General features: G+C 61.4%; 14 protein-coding genes and 1 other RNA gene. 9 read left to right on the top strand and 6 right to left on the bottom strand.

Annotated features, from left to right (window positions below):
• Positions 1-131 precede the first annotated feature (131 nt).
• Positions 132-2,048, bottom strand: coding sequence for a molecular chaperone DnaK (dnaK, locus tag M5B96_RS07875; protein WP_248796125.1), 1,917 nt, complete (start codon positions 2,046-2,048; stop codon positions 132-134).
• Positions 2,049-2,149: 101 nt separating this feature from the next.
• Positions 2,150-2,716 (bottom strand): nucleotide exchange factor GrpE, encoded by a 567-nt coding sequence (grpE, locus tag M5B96_RS07870; RefSeq protein WP_248796124.1) that lies wholly within the window; start codon positions 2,714-2,716, stop codon positions 2,150-2,152.
• 243 nt (positions 2,717-2,959) lie between these two features.
• On the opposite strand from grpE, the gene recN reads away from it, so the two are divergent.
• Positions 2,960-4,633, top strand: coding sequence for a DNA repair protein RecN (gene recN, locus M5B96_RS07865; protein ID WP_248796123.1), 1,674 nt, complete (start codon positions 2,960-2,962; stop codon positions 4,631-4,633).
• Positions 4,634-4,732: 99 nt separating this feature from the next.
• Here recN and fur read toward each other — a convergent pair whose 3' ends face one another.
• Positions 4,733-5,140, bottom strand: a complete 408-nt coding sequence (fur, locus tag M5B96_RS07860) for a ferric iron uptake transcriptional regulator (protein WP_248796122.1) — start codon at positions 5,138-5,140, stop codon at positions 4,733-4,735.
• Positions 5,141-5,237: 97 nt separating this feature from the next.
• On the opposite strand from fur, the gene M5B96_RS07855 reads away from it, so the two are divergent.
• Entirely contained in the window at positions 5,238-5,762 is a 525-nt protein-coding gene (locus tag M5B96_RS07855) for an outer membrane protein assembly factor BamE (protein ID WP_248796121.1), read from the top strand.
• A gap of 131 nt (positions 5,763-5,893) precedes the next feature.
• On the opposite strand, the gene M5B96_RS07850 is transcribed toward M5B96_RS07855, so the two are convergent.
• Complete coding sequence (locus tag M5B96_RS07850; protein ID WP_248796120.1) at positions 5,894-6,202, bottom strand: RnfH family protein; 309 nt, start codon at positions 6,200-6,202, stop codon at positions 5,894-5,896.
• Positions 6,195-6,629 carry a type II toxin-antitoxin system RatA family toxin gene (locus tag M5B96_RS07845; protein WP_191489717.1) on the bottom strand — a complete coding sequence of 145 codons (435 nt, stop codon included), beginning with the start codon at positions 6,627-6,629 and terminating at the stop codon, positions 6,195-6,197. The genes M5B96_RS07850 and M5B96_RS07845 overlap by 8 nt, the downstream gene beginning before the upstream one ends.
• 127 nt (positions 6,630-6,756) lie before the next feature.
• Here M5B96_RS07845 and smpB point away from each other — a divergent pair, with 127 nt between their 5' ends.
• Entirely contained in the window at positions 6,757-7,239 is a 483-nt protein-coding gene (gene smpB, locus M5B96_RS07840; protein ID WP_100939616.1) for an SsrA-binding protein SmpB, read from the top strand.
• Positions 7,240-7,452: 213 nt separating this feature from the next.
• On the opposite strand, the gene M5B96_RS07835 is transcribed toward smpB, so the two are convergent.
• Positions 7,453-8,220, bottom strand: coding sequence for a GntR family transcriptional regulator (locus M5B96_RS07835; RefSeq protein WP_248796119.1), 768 nt, complete (start codon positions 8,218-8,220; stop codon positions 7,453-7,455).
• 260 nt (positions 8,221-8,480) lie between these two features.
• Here M5B96_RS07835 and M5B96_RS07830 point away from each other — a divergent pair, with 260 nt between their 5' ends.
• The 6 genes from M5B96_RS07830 (at position 8,481) to M5B96_RS07805 (ending at position 16,591) form a co-directional block, all read left to right on the top strand.
• A complete protein-coding gene (locus tag M5B96_RS07830) occupies positions 8,481-10,175 on the top strand; it encodes a lactate permease LctP family transporter (RefSeq protein ID WP_248796118.1) in 1,695 nt (564 codons plus the stop codon).
• A gap of 69 nt (positions 10,176-10,244) precedes the next feature.
• Positions 10,245-11,390, top strand: coding sequence for an FMN-dependent L-lactate dehydrogenase LldD (gene lldD, locus M5B96_RS07825; RefSeq protein ID WP_248796117.1), 1,146 nt, complete (start codon positions 10,245-10,247; stop codon positions 11,388-11,390).
• 80 nt (positions 11,391-11,470) lie between these two features.
• On the top strand, positions 11,471-14,287 hold the full coding sequence (locus tag M5B96_RS07820) for an FAD-binding and (Fe-S)-binding domain-containing protein (RefSeq protein WP_248796116.1): 2,817 nt from the start codon (positions 11,471-11,473) through the stop codon (positions 14,285-14,287).
• A gap of 122 nt (positions 14,288-14,409) precedes the next feature.
• Positions 14,410-14,688, top strand: a complete 279-nt coding sequence (locus tag M5B96_RS07815) for a hypothetical protein (RefSeq protein WP_191489722.1) — start codon at positions 14,410-14,412, stop codon at positions 14,686-14,688.
• A 79-nt stretch (positions 14,689-14,767) separates the two neighbouring features.
• Positions 14,768-15,159: a transfer-messenger RNA gene (gene ssrA / locus M5B96_RS07810) on the top strand.
• A 187-nt stretch (positions 15,160-15,346) separates the two neighbouring features.
• A complete protein-coding gene (locus M5B96_RS07805; RefSeq protein ID WP_248796115.1) occupies positions 15,347-16,591 on the top strand; it encodes an integrase domain-containing protein in 1,245 nt (414 codons plus the stop codon).
• The last annotated feature ends 438 nt before the right edge of the window (positions 16,592-17,029 follow it).

Raw genomic sequence — 17,029 nt, 5'->3', positions numbered from 1 at the left:
GCACCCGACCGTTGTCGCATGCTGTAAAAATTCGTCTATTCCAGACACGCCAACGCGGGAGCAAGCTCCCGCGCGGCGACATCCTACCAGTCACCGCTCAAGCGCAGTCAACCGGCCAACCTACAAGTGGATTACTTGTGGTCTTTGACTTCTTCGAACTCAGCGTCGACGACGTCATCCTTGTGGGCTTCTTCCTGGGCCGGCTGCGCACCGGCTTCAGGCTTGGCACCCTGTTCGGCGTACATCTTCTGGGCCACTGGCGCGGAGACCTTGGACAGCTCCTCGACCTTGGCTTCGATAGCGGCCTTGTCGTCGCCTTTGACAGCGGCTTCCAGGGCAACCAAGGCGGCCTCGATCGCGGTTTTCTCTTCGGCGGTGACCTTGTCACCCGCGTCAGCGATCATCTTGCGCGTCGAGTGCACCAGGGCATCGCCCTGGTTACGGGCACTGGCCAGCTCTTCGAACTTGCGGTCTTCCTCGGCATTGAGCTCGGCGTCGCGAACCATCTGCTGGATTTCTTCATCCGACAGGCCGGAGTTGGCCTTGATGGTGATCTTCTGCTCCTTGCCGGTGGCCTTGTCCTTCGCACCAACGTGCAGGATGCCGTTGGCGTCGATGTCGAAGGTCACTTCGATCTGTGGCACGCCACGTGGTGCTGGCGGAATCTCGGCCAGGTCGAACTTGCCCAGGGACTTGTTCTGCGCGGCTTGCTTGCGCTCACCCTGCAGGACGTGAATGGTCACGGCGCCCTGGTTGTCGTCGGCAGTCGAGAACACTTGCGACTTCTTGGTCGGAATCGTGGTGTTTTTCTCGATCAGCGCGGTCATCACGCCACCCATGGTTTCAATACCCAGGGTCAGCGGGCTGACGTCGAGCAGCAGGACGTCCTTCACATCACCGGCCAGGACGGCGCCCTGGATAGCGGCACCCATGGCAACGGCTTCGTCCGGGTTGACGTCTTTACGTGCTTCCTTGCCGAAGAAATCGGTCACCAGCTTCTGTACCAGCGGCATACGGGTCTGGCCGCCGACCAGGATCACGTCGTTGATCGAACCGACGTCGATACCGGCGTCTTTCAGCGCGATGCGGCAAGGCTCGATGGTGCGCTGCACCAGGTCTTCCACCAGGGCTTCCAGCTTGGCGCGGGAAATCTTCACGTTCAGGTGCTTTGGACCGGTGGCATCCGCAGTGATGTACGGCAGGTTGACGTCGGTCGACTGAGCCGAAGACAGCTCGATCTTGGCTTTTTCAGCGGCTTCTTTCAGGCGCTGCATGGCCAGCGGGTCACCCTTGAGGTTCATGCCGCTTTCTTTCTTGAATTCGTCGACGAGGTAGTCGATCAGACGAATGTCAAAGTCTTCACCGCCGAGGAAGGTGTCACCGTTGGTGGCCAACACCTCGAACTGGTGCTCGCCATCGACTTCGGCGATTTCGATCACGGACACGTCGAAGGTACCGCCACCCAGGTCATAAACGATGACGGTGTGGTCGCCCTTGGCCTTGTCCATACCGTAGGCCAGCGCGGCCGCGGTCGGTTCGTTGATGATCCGCTTGACGTCCAGGCCGGCGATACGACCGGCGTCCTTGGTGGCCTGACGCTGGCTGTCGTTGAAGTAGGCCGGAACAGTGATGACCGCTTCAGTCACCGGCTCGCCGAGGTAGTCTTCGGCGGTTTTCTTCATTTTCTTGAGGATTTCAGCCGAGATCTGTGGCGGCGCCATTTTCTGGCCGTTCACTTCGACCCAGGCATCGCCGTTGTCAGCCTTGGCGATTTTGTAAGGGACCATCTTGATGTCTTTCTGCACGACTTCTTCGTCGAACTTGCGACCGATCAGACGCTTCACCGCGTACAGGGTGTTATGCGGATTGGTCACCGCCTGGCGCTTGGCCGACTGGCCGACCAGGATTTCGCCATCGTTGGCGTAGGCAATAATCGACGGCGTGGTGCGAGCACCCTCGGCGTTTTCGATGACTTTGGCCTTGCCGTTTTCAAGAATGGAGACGCAGGAGTTGGTGGTCCCCAGGTCGATACCGATAATTTTGCCCATTTCACTCTCCCGAAACTTTGATTTTTTTTACCGCAGCGGTTATGGCCAACTGCGGTAGCACTTAAACGCTTGACATGTAGATGGGGGCCTTGCGGCCGATTTCAAGCCTGCTCGTCGATCGTCGGCGAAACCGGCGCGACCGCCTTGCTGACCACCACCATCGCCGGACGCAGCAGGCGACCGTGGAGCTGATAGCCCTTCTGGAACACTTTCAGCACGCTGTTGGGCTCGACATCGGCGCTTTCCTGCATGGCCATGGCCTGGTGCAGGGCGGCGTTGAAGGGTTCGCCGTGCGGGTCGATGGCTTCCAGTTGATAACGCTTGAGGGTGTCCTGGAACATCTTCAGGGTCAGCTCGATACCTTCGCGCATCGGTCGGATGTTTTCATCGTCCGGGTTGGACAGGTCCAGGCCACGCTCCAGGCTGTCGATGATCGGCAGCAGGTCGCCGGAGAACTTCTCCAGGGCGAATTTGTGGGCTTTTTCCACATCCTGTTCGGCACGCCGGCGGATATTCTGCAGGTCGGCTGCGACACGCAACCCTTGATCCTGTGCCGCTGCCAGTTGCTCCTCGAGCACCTGGACGCGGGTTGCCAGATCGTCGCCCTGAGCCTGTGCAGCCGAGCCGGCTTCCTGATTTTGCGAATCCAGAGTCTGTTCGTCAGCCATAAAAAAACCTCCTTTCAATATCGTCCGCGAGCTCGACCCGCGCTTCTGCCCCGATATATGGGGTCGCAATTTCCTGGTTCAAGGGCCGGCAGCGCGGCAATCACCTGCCGGCATGTCCAGGCCAGATTACCGATCGCACTAAGAAAGCCCGACATTCAAGCCAATCGAACTAAGGGCAAGCATTGTCAGCGCAAATCAAAACACTGTATAAATAACCAGACCTAAAGCCTGGGAGCGGCCTTCATGCTGGTGCACCTGTCCGTACATAACTACGCAATCGTCGAACATCTCGATCTGGAACTGGATCGCGGGATGAGCGTAATCACTGGCGAAACCGGCGCCGGCAAGTCGATCATGCTCGACGCACTCGGGCTGACCCTGGGTGATCGCGCCGACAGCGGCGTGGTTCGCCCAGGCGCGGACAAGGCCGATATCCTCGCCACCTTCGACCTCGAAGACATTCCCGAAGCCCGGGCCTGGCTGGCCGAGCGCGACCTCGACAACGAAGGTCCGTGCATCCTGCGCCGGGTCATTACCGCCGAAGGTCGCTCGCGCGGCTATATCAACGGCTCGCCCTGCCCCCAGGGCGACCTCAAGGCCCTCGGCGAACTGCTGATCGACATCCACAGCCAGCACGAACACCAGTCCCTGCTGAAAACCGACACCCACCGCCGCCTGCTCGACGAATACGCCGGTGCCACCGACCTCGCCCGCCAGGTCCAGCTCGCGGCCCAGCGCTGGCGCCAGACCCGCCAGGAACTGGAGCGCCTCTCCAACTCCGGCGACGAACAGCGCGCCCGCCACCAACTGCTCAGTTACCAGCTCGAAGAGCTGGAGAACCTTGGCCTGGGGGAAAACGAGCTGGGCGACCTGGAGCAGGAACACAAGAACCTGACCAATGCCGAGACCCTGCTCGGCATTTGCCGCCAGGTGGTGGAGCAGTGCAGCGAAAGCGATTCGGGCAATGTGCTCAACGCCCTGACCGCCAGCCTCAATCGCCTGTCCAGCGTCAACAACGGTTCCGGCGCCCTGGGCGAAGCCACCAACCTGCTGGCCAGCGCACAGATCCAGGTCGAGGAAGCCGTCGGCGAACTGAACCGCTTCCTCGACCACTTCGATGCCGACCCGGCGCGCCTGCAACAGCTCGAGGAGCGTCTGGACGCCATCTACACCCTGGCGCGCAAGCACCGCATCCAACCGACGGAAGTGGCAACCCTCCAGCAAAAGTTGCTGGATGAAATCGAAACCCTCAATGCCAACGACGAAGCCATCGAGCGCCTCACCGAGGAGCTCGCGGCCTATGCTCGACATTATCAGGAACGGGCCCGGGAACTTAGTGATCTACGTCATCAAGCGGCAACCGGCCTCGCCAACGCCGTGGAACAGGAAATCCAGCGCCTGGGCATGCCCGGCGGGCGTTTCAGCATCGAACTGCATGCCAACGCCAGCAACGAACTGCTGCCTTATGGCCTTGAACAAGTCGAACTACTGGTCAGCGCCAACCCTGGTCAACCGCTCAAGGCACTGGCAAAGGTCGCTTCCGGTGGCGAACTGTCACGGATCAGCCTGGCGATCCAGGTCATCACCGCGCAGACCTCACGTATCCCGACCCTGGTGTTCGATGAAGTGGATGTGGGCATCGGCGGCCCTACCGCCGAGATCGTCGGCCAACTGCTGCGCCGCCTCGGCGAACGCGGACAGGTGCTGACGGTCACGCACTTGCCGCAAGTGGCGGCGCAAGGGCACCATCATCTATTCGTGCACAAGATGCGCGGTAGCGATGCCACCCGTACGGCGGTGTCGAAGCTGAGCAAGACCGAACGGATCGAAGAAGTCGCGCGCATGCTGGGGGGCATTGACCTGACCAAGGAATCCCTGGCTCACGCGAAGAAAATGGTGATTACGGCCAAAGCCTGAGTCCGGATATCGGCCTCAGGAAAAATCCGGCAACAAAAAACACAAAGGCGACCCCAGGGTCGCCTTTGATCGCTTCGCGAACCGGTATTCGCGACAGACTTACGGTTTCTTCTTGCGCACGTACAACACCAGATTGTGATCTACCAGCTCGAAACCGTGCTCTTCGGCGATTGCCTTCTGCAGCTTCTCGATTTCCGGACTGGTGAATTCGATCACCTCGCTGGTATCCACGTTGACCATATGATCGTGATGCCCGCCGTCCGCCAGTTCGAATACCGCGTGGCCGCCATCGAAATTGTGGCGAACCACCAACCCGGCCGCTTCGAACTGGGTCAGTACACGGTAGACCGTTGCCAGGCCTACATCCTCGCCCGCTTCCATCAGCGCCTTGTAGACATCCTCGGCGCTCATGTGACGCTGCTCGGCGGAATCAAGCATTTGCAGAATCTTGACCCGTGGCAGAGTCACTTTTAAGCCGGCTTTACGTAGTTCGCTATTTTCAACCATGGTCAGCTTTCTCGCGATGCTGCTTCGCAGCTTCTCTTAATACGGGTATGATCGGGGTTTACGTTGTCCCAGCCAAGATAGTGGAAGTCGCCCACCGATGCAAAACACCAAGCTGTTGCTAACCAGTTTTACCTTAGTGGGACTGCTCGCACTCGCCGGTTGTTCATTCCCCGGGGTTTACAAAATCGACATCCAACAGGGCAATGTCGTCACGCAGGACATGATAGACCAGTTGCGCCCGGGAATGACCCGCAAGCAAGTAAGGTTTATCATGGGTAACCCGCTGCTGACCGACACATTCCACGCCAATCGCTGGGATTACCTGTATAGCCTGCAGCCTGGTGGCGGCGAACGCCAACAGGAACGCGTCAGCCTGATATTCAATGCCAATGATCAACTCGCCAGTCTGTCCGGCGACTTCAAACCCGGCGTAAGCCGCGATGAAGCGATCCTGGGCAAAGACGGCACACAAGTGAACGCTCCGGCGCAGAATGCCGAGAAGCCGAAACCCGAGAAGCCGGTCAAACCGGGTTCGCTGCTGGACCAGATCCAGAAAGATGTCGACGGCGTGAAAGCCGTACCGGTTCCGACGCCGCAACCGCTGGACACCACGCCGCAGTAAAACGGCGACAGAAAAAAGCCCGGCATGTCCGGGCTTTTTTGTGCCTGCTGAAAAACACCCTCTGGACCTGAGACTCAACCCTGTAGGAACCGGCTTGCCGGCTCCTACACAGATCCTGCGCAAGACAACAGCTACAGATTTTGCGCCTTGGCCTTGGCCGCTTTTTCCGCACGCAGGCGCCGGACCTCCTTCGGGTCCGCCAGCAAGGGACGATAGATCTCGATACGATCGCCCTCTGCCACCGCGCGGGTATCGGCAATCGCCTTGCCGAAAATCCCCAGCGGACAGTCCACTACATCCAACCCGGGAAATTGCCCGGCAATCCCCGACAGCCCCACCGCCGCGCGCAAGGTCGTTCCCGCCGGCACGGCAACCGCCCGCAGGCACTGACGCCCGACATCGGCGTAGACCACCTCTATCGCCACCAATGGCTCAGACATGGAGCTGCTTGGCGCGCTGGCAGAACGCATCCACCAGGGTATTGGCCGCCTGATTGAACAACGGCCCCAGGGTCGCCCGCACGATCGGCCCGGCGTAATCGAAGGTCAGGTCCAGGCTGATCTTGCAGGCCTTCTCCCCCAGGGCCTTGAACACCCAGACACCGTGCAATTGATTGAACGGTCCTTCTTCCAGGTTCATTTCAATCGACTGCCCTGACACCAGGGTATTGCGGGTCACGAAATTCTGGCTCAGGCCGCCTTTGGCGATTGCCAGCGTGGCGCGCATATGCACCTCCGAGCTCTCCAGCACCTGGGCCGACGCGCACCACGGGAGGAACTCCGGGTAACGCGCGACGTCGTTCACCAGGTCATAAAGCGCCTGCGCCGGGTAGGGCAGCAAGGCCGAACGTTGAATATGGGTCGTCATGTCAGCGTTGATTCCACGGCTGGGCAGCAAACAAAAGTGCGCGCATTGTCCGGGATTCATCCTACGCGCTCAAGCACGCAGCTTCACCGTAGCCGAGTGACGCGCAACTGCCTATAATGCCGCCCCTATGGCTAAACAGAAGAAACACCCCACAGGGACCATCGCGCAAAATAAAAAGGCGCGCCACGATTACTTCGTCGAACAACGGTTCGAGGCTGGTCTGGTCCTGGCCGGCTGGGAAGTAAAGAGTCTACGTGCAGGCAAGGCACAACTGGTCGACAGTTATGTACTGCTCAAGAACGGTGAAGCCTGGCTGTTCGGCAGCCACTTCACGCCGTTGACGACCGCCAGCACCCACGTGATTGCCGACCCGACACGCACGCGCAAGCTGCTGCTCAACCAGCGCGAGCTGGAAAAGATCCACGCGGCCGTGCAGCAGAAGGGCCATGCCTGTGTCTGCCTGTCGCTGTATTGGAGCAAGCACCTGGTCAAGTGCGAGATCGCCCTGGGCAAGGGCAAGAAGGAATACGACAAGCGCGATACCGAGCGCGAGCGCGATGCCAACCGGGACTTGCAGCGCGCCGTGCGCAACAAGGGCAAGGAAGACTGAGTGCGGCGAGGGAGGCTTGCCTCAATGCCTGTCAGTTAAGAGCAATCTTAAGTCTGGCCGATATTTGTGGCGAGCGGGCTTGCCCGCGCTCGGCTGCGAAGCAGTCGTAAAACCGGTGATTGCGTTCTGCCTGACACAATGAAGTCGCTGATTTCAGGGCCGCTTCGCAGCCCAGCGCGGGCAAGCCCGCTCGCCACATGACCCGACCGCCTTCTAGATCCCCTTGCGCCGTTCCGCCCGCGCCACCCGCTGCACTTCCTGGCGCACTTCCTCCAGCACCTCCTGCACATACAGAATGTGCCGGCTGGACACTTCGCGCGCGTCGTCGGCACGCCCTTCGATAATCGCCAGGTACAGCTCGCGGTGCTGGCTGATCAGCATGTCCCGGGTTTCGCTGCGCTGCTTGTACATCCCGCCAATATTGGTCAGCACATTGCGTTTGAGCAGATCGAACAAGCCGCGGATGGTGTGCAGCAACACCGCGTTATGACTCGCCTCGGCAATCGCCAGGTGAAAACTCGCATCCGCCGCGCCCTCCTCCGCCCGCCCCACTTCGCCCGCCCGCCCATAACAGCTCTGCAACTGCTCAAAGGCCAGGCGCAGGCGCTCGCGATCCACGTCGGTCGCCCGCAGCGCCGCGTAATACGCGCAGGACGCCTCCAGCGTATGGCGAAACTCCAACAGATCGCGCTGGGCTTCCGGATTGCTCTCCAGCAGATGCAGCAACGGATCGCTGAAGGTCGAACCCAGCGACTCCACCACGTAATTGCCGCCGCCCTGGCGACTGACCAGCAGCCCCTTGGCCACCAGTTTCTGGATCGCCTCGCGCAGCGACGGCCGTGAGACGCCGAACTGTTCGGCCAGTGCGCGCTCGGCCGGCAGCCGCTCACCAGCCTTGAGCGTGCCCTCAAGGATCATCTCCTCAAGCCGCTGGACAATATCGTCAGACAAACGGCGCTGACGAACCTGATCAAACCCCATCACTCACTCCTCACGACCCCGAACCCTTGCCGGGGTTGTCTATTCTGGCTTATCGAGACGCCGCCAGCACCTGCCAGGCACGACATAAATCACCCGCCCAGCCCTCCCGCCGAAGACATTTAGACGAAAGTTTCAGGGCGGCAAATTGACACATCACTCACAACGCTTTTAACCTAGCGTCCGGCGATTGTAAATTGGTATTACCAATTATCCAAATCCCCATCAGTGCCTGACCAACAACAATTAGGGGCCACCCCACTATGCAAACCTGGCAACAGCTCTACAGCCCTCTCGGCAGCCTCGGCCTGTCCGCTCTCACGGCCGTGATTCCCATCGTGTTCTTCTTCCTGGCCCTGGCGGTGTTTCGCCTCAAGGGTCATGTGGCGGGCAGCATCACCCTTGTGTTGTCGATCCTGGTGGCGATCTTCGCCTTCAAGATGCCGGCCGACATGGCGCTCGCCGCCGCCGGCTACGGCTTCGCCTATGGCTTGTGGCCCATCGCCTGGATCATCGTGGCGGCGGTGTTCCTCTACAAACTGACGGTCAAGAGCGGCCAGTTCGAAATCATCCGCAGCTCGGTGCTGTCGATTACCGACGACCAGCGCCTGCAAGTGCTGCTGATCGGCTTCTGCTTCGGCGCCTTCCTCGAAGGGGCCGCCGGCTTCGGCGCCCCGGTTGCGATCACCGCCGCCCTGCTGGTGGGCCTGGGCTTCAATCCGCTCTACGCCGCCGGCCTGTGCCTGATCGCCAACACCGCGCCGGTAGCCTTCGGCGCCCTGGGCATCCCGATCATCGTCGCGGGCCAGGTCACCGGCCTCGACGCGTTCAAGATCGGCGCCATGGCCGGTCGCCAACTGCCACTGCTGTCGCTGTTCGTACCGTTCTGGCTGGTGTTCATGATGGACGGCCTGCGCGGTGTGCGGGAAACCTGGCCGGCCGCCCTGGTGGCCGGCCTGAGCTTTGCCGTGACCCAGTTCTTCACCTCGAACTTCATCGGCCCGGAACTGCCGGACATCACCTCGGCGCTGGTCAGCCTGGTCTCACTGACCCTGTTCCTGAAAGTCTGGCAACCCAAGCGTACCGCCGGCGTACAGATCGCCGGCGCCGCCGCGGGCGTGGTCAGCACCGCCAGCGCCGGCGGTTTCGGCCAACCGCGCAGCAGCCTTGCCTCGCCCTACAGCCTGGGCCAGATCTTCAAGGCCTGGTCGCCGTTCCTGATCCTCACCGTACTGGTGACGATCTGGACCCTGAAGTCGTTCAAGGCACTGTTCGCCACTGGCGGCGCGATGTACGGCACGGTGTTCAACTTCGCCATCCCGCACCTGGACCAGTTGGTGATCAAGAGCGCGCCGATCGTCGCGGCACCTACCGCGATTCCCGCCGTCTTCAAGCTCGACCCGATCGCGGCCACCGGCACGGCGATTTTCTTCTCCGCCCTGGTGTCGATGCTGATCCTGAAGATCAATATCAAAACTGGCCTGACCACTTTGCGCGAGACTTTCTTCGAGCTGCGCTGGCCGATCCTGTCCATCGGCATGGTGCTGGCCTTCGCCTTCGTCACCAACTACTCGGGCATGTCCTCGACCATGGCCCTGGTATTGGCCGCGACCGGAACCGCATTCCCGTTCTTCTCGCCGTTCCTCGGTTGGCTGGGGGTGTTCCTCACCGGCTCCGATACCTCGTCCAACGCCCTGTTCAGCTCGTTGCAAGCGACCACGGCGCACCAGATCGGCGTCAACGACATCCTGCTGGTGGCGGCCAATACCAGCGGCGGCGTCACCGGCAAGATGATCTCCCCACAATCGATCGCCGTGGCCTGCGCGGCCACCGGGCTGGTGGGCAAGGAGTCGGATCTGTTCCGCTTCACCCTCAAGCACAGCCTGTTCTTCGCCACGATTGTCGGCCTGATCACCCTGGCCCAGGCCTATATCTTTACCGGCATGCTGGTGCACTAAAGTGACAAGGGCCGGGGGCTGTCGACGCCCCCGGCAACCGCTCCCTTTCAACCAACGCTGCGAGCCCCCATGATTATTTCCGCCTCTACCGATTACCGCGCAGCCGCCCAACGCAAGCTGCCGCCGTTCCTGTTCCACTATGCCGACGGCGGCGCCTACGCCGAGCACACCCTGCGGCATAACGTCGAGGACCTGGCGAACATCGCCCTGCGTCAGCGCGTCCTGAAGAACATGTCCGAGCTGAGCCTGGAAACCCGCCTGTTCAATGAGACCTTGAGCATGCCGGTGGCCCTCGCCCCGGTCGGCCTGACCGGCATGTATGCCCGGCGCGGCGAGGTCCAGGCGGCTCGCGCGGCGGCGGCCAAGGGCATTCCCTTTACGATGTCGACCGTGTCGGTCTGTCCGATCGAGGAAGTCGCCCCCGCCATCGACCGGCCCATGTGGTTCCAGCTTTACGTGCTCAAGGACCGTGGCTTCATGCGCAACGCCCTGGAGCGCGCCAAGGCCGCGGGGGTCACCACCCTGGTCTTTACCGTGGACATGCCGGTGCCGGGCGCCCGCTACCGGGATGCGCACTCCGGGATGAGCGGCCCGAACGCGCCGCTGCGGCGTGTCTGGCAAGCCATGACTCACCCGCAGTGGGCCTGGGACGTGGGCCTGATGGGCAAGCCTCACGACCTCGGCAATATCTCGAAGTATCGCGGCAACCCGACCGGCCTGGGCGACTACATCGGCTGGCTGGGCAACAACTTCGACCCGTCGATTTCCTGGAAGGACCTGGAGTGGATCCGCGAGTTCTGGGAAGGGCCGATGGTCATCAAGGGTATTCTCGATCCGCAGGACGCCCGGGACGCGGTGAAGTTCGGTGCCGACGGCATCGTGGTTTCCAACCACGGCGGTCGCCAGCTCGACGGCGTGCTGTCCAGCGCCCGCGCGCTGCCGGCCATCGCCGATGCGGTGAAAGGCGACCTGAAGATCCTCGCCGACTCCGGCATCCGCAGCGGCCTGGACGTGGTGCGCATGATCGCCCTGGGCGCGGACACCGTGCTGATCGGCCGCGCGTTCCTCTACGCCCTCGCCGTCGCCGGCGAAGCGGGGGTGAAGAACCTGCTGGACCTGTTCGAGAAGGAAATGCGCGTGGCCATGGTGCTCACCGGCGCCAAGTCCATCAGCGAGATCAACCGTGATTCGCTGGTTCGTGAGCTGGGCGCCTGAACATCGCGCCCGGACGAATCACCGCCTGATTGAATGGGGCACGTCGCGCACCAGACGCCGCGCCCCCGTGAGGAGTTTGCATGAGCCTGCCCCAATCGTTCCTCCACGCGGTCGAACGCCTGATCCCCGGCGAGCGCCGTTTCGATGACCCGCTCTCGACCCTGGCCTTCGGCACCGACGCCAGCTTCTACCGGCTGATCCCCAAGCTGGTGATCCGCGTCGAGTCCGAAGACGAGGTCGTTGCCCTGCTCAAACTGGCGAGCCGCGACCAGGTCGCGGTGACCTTCCGCGCCGCCGGCACCAGCCTCTCGGGCCAGGCCATCAGTGACTCGGTACTGATCGTACTCGGCGACCAGTGGAACGCTCGGGAGATTCGCCAACAGGGCGCGCAGATCCGTCTGCAACCTGGCGTTATCGGCGCCCAGGCCAATGCCTGGCTGGCCCCGTTCGGGCGCAAGATCGGCCCGGACCCGGCCTCGATCAACGCCTGCAAGATCGGCGGCATCGTCGCCAACAATGCCAGCGGCATGTGCTGCGGCACCGCGCAGAACACCTACCACACCCTGGCCGGGATGCGCCTGATCCTGGCCGACGGCAGCCGCCTGGACACCGAGGATGCGACCAGTGTCGCGGCCTTTCGCCAGAGCCATGGCCCGCTGCTCCATCAACTTTCCGTGTTAGCCCGGGAAACCCGCGCCAACACCGAACTGGCGGCCAAGATCCGGCACAAATACCGGCTGAAAAACACCACTGGCCTGTCCCTCAACGCCCTGGTGGACTTCGATGAACCGCTGGAGATTCTCAGCCATCTGCTGGTGGGCTCCGAAGGCACCCTCGGGTTTATCAGCGCGGTGACCTACGACACGGTGATCGACCACCCGAACAAGGCCTCGGCGCTGATTGTCTTCCCCGATGTGGAGACCTGCTGCACCGCCGTGACCGTATTGAAAAGCCAGCCGGTGTCCGCCGTCGAACTGCTCGATCGCCGCAGCCTGCGCTCGGTGCAGGACAAGCCGGGCATGCCGGCGTTCGTCCGTGAACTGTCCGACGGCGCCTGCGCCCTGCTGATCGAGTCCCGCGCGGCCTCCTCGTCGCTGTTGCAGGAGCAATTGCTGAAGATCATGGAATCGCTGGCGTCGTTCCCGGTGGAAAAGCAGGTCGACTTTACCGAAGACCCGAGCGAAAACGCCCGGCTCTGGGCGATCCGCAAGGATACCTTCCCCGCCGTCGGTGCCGTGCGCAAGACCGGCACCACGGTGATCATCGAAGACGTGACCTTTCCGGTCGAACAGCTGGCCATCGGCGTCAACCGCCTGATCGCGCTGTTCGACAAGCACCACTACGACGAAGCGATCCTGTTCGGCCATGCCCTGGAGGGCAACCTGCACTTCGTCTTCACCCAGGGTTTCAACAGCGCCGCCGAAGTGTCCCGCTACCAGGCATTCATGGATGACGTCGCGCATCTGGTGGCTGTCGAATTCGGCGGTTCGCTCAAGGCCGAGCACGGCACCGGGCGCAACATGGCGCCGTTTGTCGAACTGGAATGGGGCCAGGACGCCTACCATTTGATGTGGGCGATCAAGCGCCTGCTCGACCCCCAGGGCATTCTCAACCCGGACGTGGTGCTCAGCGACGACCCGCAGATACACCTCAAGCACCTCAAGCCATTGCCGGCCGCCGACGAAATCTTAGACAAGTGCATCGAGTGCGGCTTCTGCGAACCGGTCTGCCCGTCGAAGGGGCTGACCTTGAGCCCGCGCCAGCGGATCGTGATCTGGCGCGATATCCAGGCAAAAAAACGCGCCGGGGTCGACACCACGGAACTGGAAGCGGCCTATCAGTACCAGGGCATCGACACCTGCGCCGCGACCGGATTGTGTGCACAACGTTGCCCGGTGGGGATCAATACCGGTGAGCTGGTGAAAAAGCTGCGCGGTGAGCACGCCATACACGGGAAGGCCGCCGACTGGCTCGGCACGCATTTCGCCACGGTACTGCAAGGCGCACGCTTTACCCTGCATGTCGCCAATGGCGCGCGCATGCTGCTCGGGGCGCCGCGCCTGGCGAAACTGTCGTCGAGCCTGACGCGCCTGTCCAAGGGCCGCGTGCCGCAATGGACCAGCGCCATGCCGCAGCCGGAACGGGCGGTGCGCTTCAGTCCGACGCTCAGCGACGAGCGACCACGGGTGGTCTACCTCGCTGCCTGTGTTTCACGGGTGATGGGCCCGGCGGCGGGCGACAAGGAGCAGATGTCGCTGCTGGACAAGACCCGGGGCCTGCTGGAAAAAGCCGGTTACCAGGTGGTGTTCCCGGACAACACCGACCAGCTTTGCTGCGGCCAACCGTTCGCCTCCAAGGGTTATGCCGAGCAGGCCGAACACAAGCGCCAGGAACTGATCGGCGCGCTGCTGCACGCCAGCCGTGGCGGCCTCGACCCGATCTACTGCGACACCAGCCCGTGCACCTTGCGCCTGGTGCAGGACCTCGGCGATACCCGTCTCGACCTCTACGACCCGGTGCGCTTCATTCGTACGCACCTGCTGGAACGACTGGAATTCACGCCGCAGGACGCGCCGATTGCGGTGCACGTGACCTGCAGCACCCAGCACCTCGGCGAGAGCCAGGCGCTGATCGACCTGGCGCGGCGTTGCAGCCATAACGTGGTGATTCCGGAAGGCATCCACTGCTGCGGTTTTGCCGGCGACAAGGGTTTTACCACCCCGGAACTGAATGCCCACTCGCTACGGACCCTGAAGGACGCCGTGCAGTATTGCGAAGAGGGCATCTCCACCAGTCGCACCTGCGAGATCGGCTTGAGCCAGCATGGCGGGATCGACTACCACGGGCTGGTGTACCTGGTGGATCGGGTGACCCGGGCCAAGTCGGCGCACGGATAAAATAGAACCTTGGCCAGCGGCGGTAGTCCATAGAACGAGTCCCGCGAGCGCGGGACTCGCCCTACTCGACAGTCCGCTCTGATCAGCAATGAAATCGGGTCACTCAGTTCAAGGAGATACACATGAAGCGTTCCGTGCTGCTGGGCCTGTTTGTCAGCACCTGCGTCCTCGCCGCCCCGGCGTTTGCCTCGGCCGAGAAGGACCTTTGCGCGATGAACCTGCAGAGCCTCAACAGTGCCAAGACCCAGCTGGATTCCAACCAGCAGGCCAACCTCGAGACCAGCATCCAGCAGGCCAAGGCCGCCGCGGATAGAAACACCAACGACAGCGCCCGGGAGTGCGTCGCCATCACCGAGCGGGCGCTCCAGGAAATCCGCAACAGCCCCAAAGCCGGCCAGTAAAGCTGGTCAGTATCGGGATGGCCTTGCGAGCCAGATTGGCGTACACTGTGCATGCCTGCTGGTTACGTACAGCAGGCACGGGGCCGTTTAGGATTCGACGCCGGTCGCGAAACTCTAGGTGCATGCCGAGTTGGTAACAGAACTCGTAAATCCACTGTTGCAACTACTTATAGTTGCCAATGACGACCATTACGGGGAACAAGCTCTCGCTGCGTAAGCGGCGCTAGCCTTCCTCCTGGCTACTTCGGTGCCAGCAATCATCAGGGGATGTCTGTAAACCCAAAATGATTGTCATATAGAACAGAATCGCCGTGCAGTACGTTGTGGACGAAGCGGCTAAAACTTACACAACTCGCCCAAAGCACCCTGCCCGTCGGGTCGCTGCGGGTTAACTTAATAGACACGGCTACGCATGTAGTACCGACAGCGGAGTACTGGCGGACGGGGGTTCAAATCCCCCCGGCTCCACCACTTCAACATCTAAAGACGTCCACGGACGTCTTTTTTTGTGTCTGAAATCCAGTGAAATCAAGGGATTCCAGCGCTTCTGGGGCCCAACGAGGTTTTTGGAGTTCCAGACAGTTTGGTATCCCAGGTGGTATCCCGGGCTACCCGATGCTATTTTTAGGATACCAAAACGGTGCCCGAGGTAGCTCCCATGCCTACTCAAGCAAGCCGTCTCTCCGATCGCCAGCTCAAGGCGGTCAAGGCAACTGGTAAAGACTTCGTCCTTAGTGACGGCGACGGCCTACAGCTTCGAGTACGCGCCAGCGGCTCGATGATGTGGAATTTCAATTACCGCGAACCGTTGACCAGAAGCCGAATCAATATGGCACTCGGTCCATACCCCGACCTCTCGTTAGCCAACGCCCGGAAGAAAGCCGCAGAAGCGCGTGAGTTGCTCGCTCTGGGCATTGATCCCAAAGCTCAACGCGATGAGGTAAGGCAAGCCAAACTCGCTGAGACCGAGCACACCTTCGAGAAGGTGGCCACCGCCTGGTTCGAGCTAAAGAAGGACTCCGTGACGCCTGCATATGCCGAAGACATTTGGCGCTCGCTAACGCTGCATGTTTTTCCCGACTTGAAAACAACGCCTCTCTCGCAGATCAGCGCCCCGATGGCCATCAAGCTCCTTCGCCCCATCGAAGCCAAAGGCAGTCTCGAGACAGTGAAGCGACTGAGCCAACGGCTCAACGAGATCATGACCTACGGGGTAAACTCCGGGCTGATTTTCTCTAACCCCCTCAGTGGTATTCGAGCGGTATTCAAGAAGCCCAAGAAAGAGAACATGGCCGCGCTGCGACCAGAAGAGCTTTCCGAGCTCATGATCGAAATCGCGAATGCCAGCATCAAGCGGACGACCCGTTGCCTGATCGAATGGCAGCTGCACACCATGACCCGCCCTGCCGAAGCGGCGACCACCCGATGGGCAGACATCGACTTCGACAAGCGCATCTGGACCATCCCGCCGGAGCGCATGAAAAAACGTCGGCCGCTGACCGACCAGGCACTCGCGTTACTGGAGGCGCTCAAGCCCCACAGTGGTCACAGGGAATACGTGTTCCCGGCAGATAGAAATCCGCGCACCCACGCCAATAGCCAGACCGCCAACATGGCGTTGAAACGCATGGGCTTCCAGGACCGCCTGGTCAGCCATGGTATGCGCTCCATGGCCAGCACCATCCTAAACGAGCATGGGTGGGATCCGGAGCTGATCGAAGTCGCGCTGGCGCATGTCGACAAGGACGAAGTCCGAAGCGCTTACAACCGAGCTGACTACATCGAACGCCGGCGTCCGATGATGGTTTGGTGGAGTGAGCACATCCAGAAAGCGGCCACTGGCAACCTGTCGGCATCTGCGATAAATCAAACCAGGGACCACAACGTCGTGCCGATACGGTGAGCGCTCACCGGACGCCGCTGGTAACCGAGGATGACTCCCCAGATGGAGTGATGGTTGATTTGGCGACAGCGGCGACACCGGCGACAACCCGTGTAATACCTGGTCTGCAGCATGGCGACAGAAGTGGCGACTGTCGCCACGCTGTAGGTCTCTCTCTTGGGGCTTTTTCGGCCAAGCCCACGCGAGCGGGAAGGCTCCGCATTCCCACTCGCATGGGCTCTGCGTAATTGCATCTCACTTGACCACCTAATTTCATTGCCACTGACCAGTCGTTTGCATCCGACTTGATCAGTCATTTGCATTCGCGCTGACCAGCCGTTTGCAGTTGATAGGTGTCAGCGGTAGCCACTCAGCGCGATTGCGTCAGCCAAGCACTGAAGGACTGCAACCGGCCAAAAGCGGCCGGTCTGCCCTATAAATAAATCGTCCTCTTTTCAT

The organism is Pseudomonas sp. MWU13-2105 (genome assembly GCF_023242315.1).
Classification (GTDB): Bacteria; Pseudomonadota; Gammaproteobacteria; order Pseudomonadales; family Pseudomonadaceae; genus Aquipseudomonas.
This window is presented reverse-complemented; position numbering and strand designations above follow the sequence as displayed.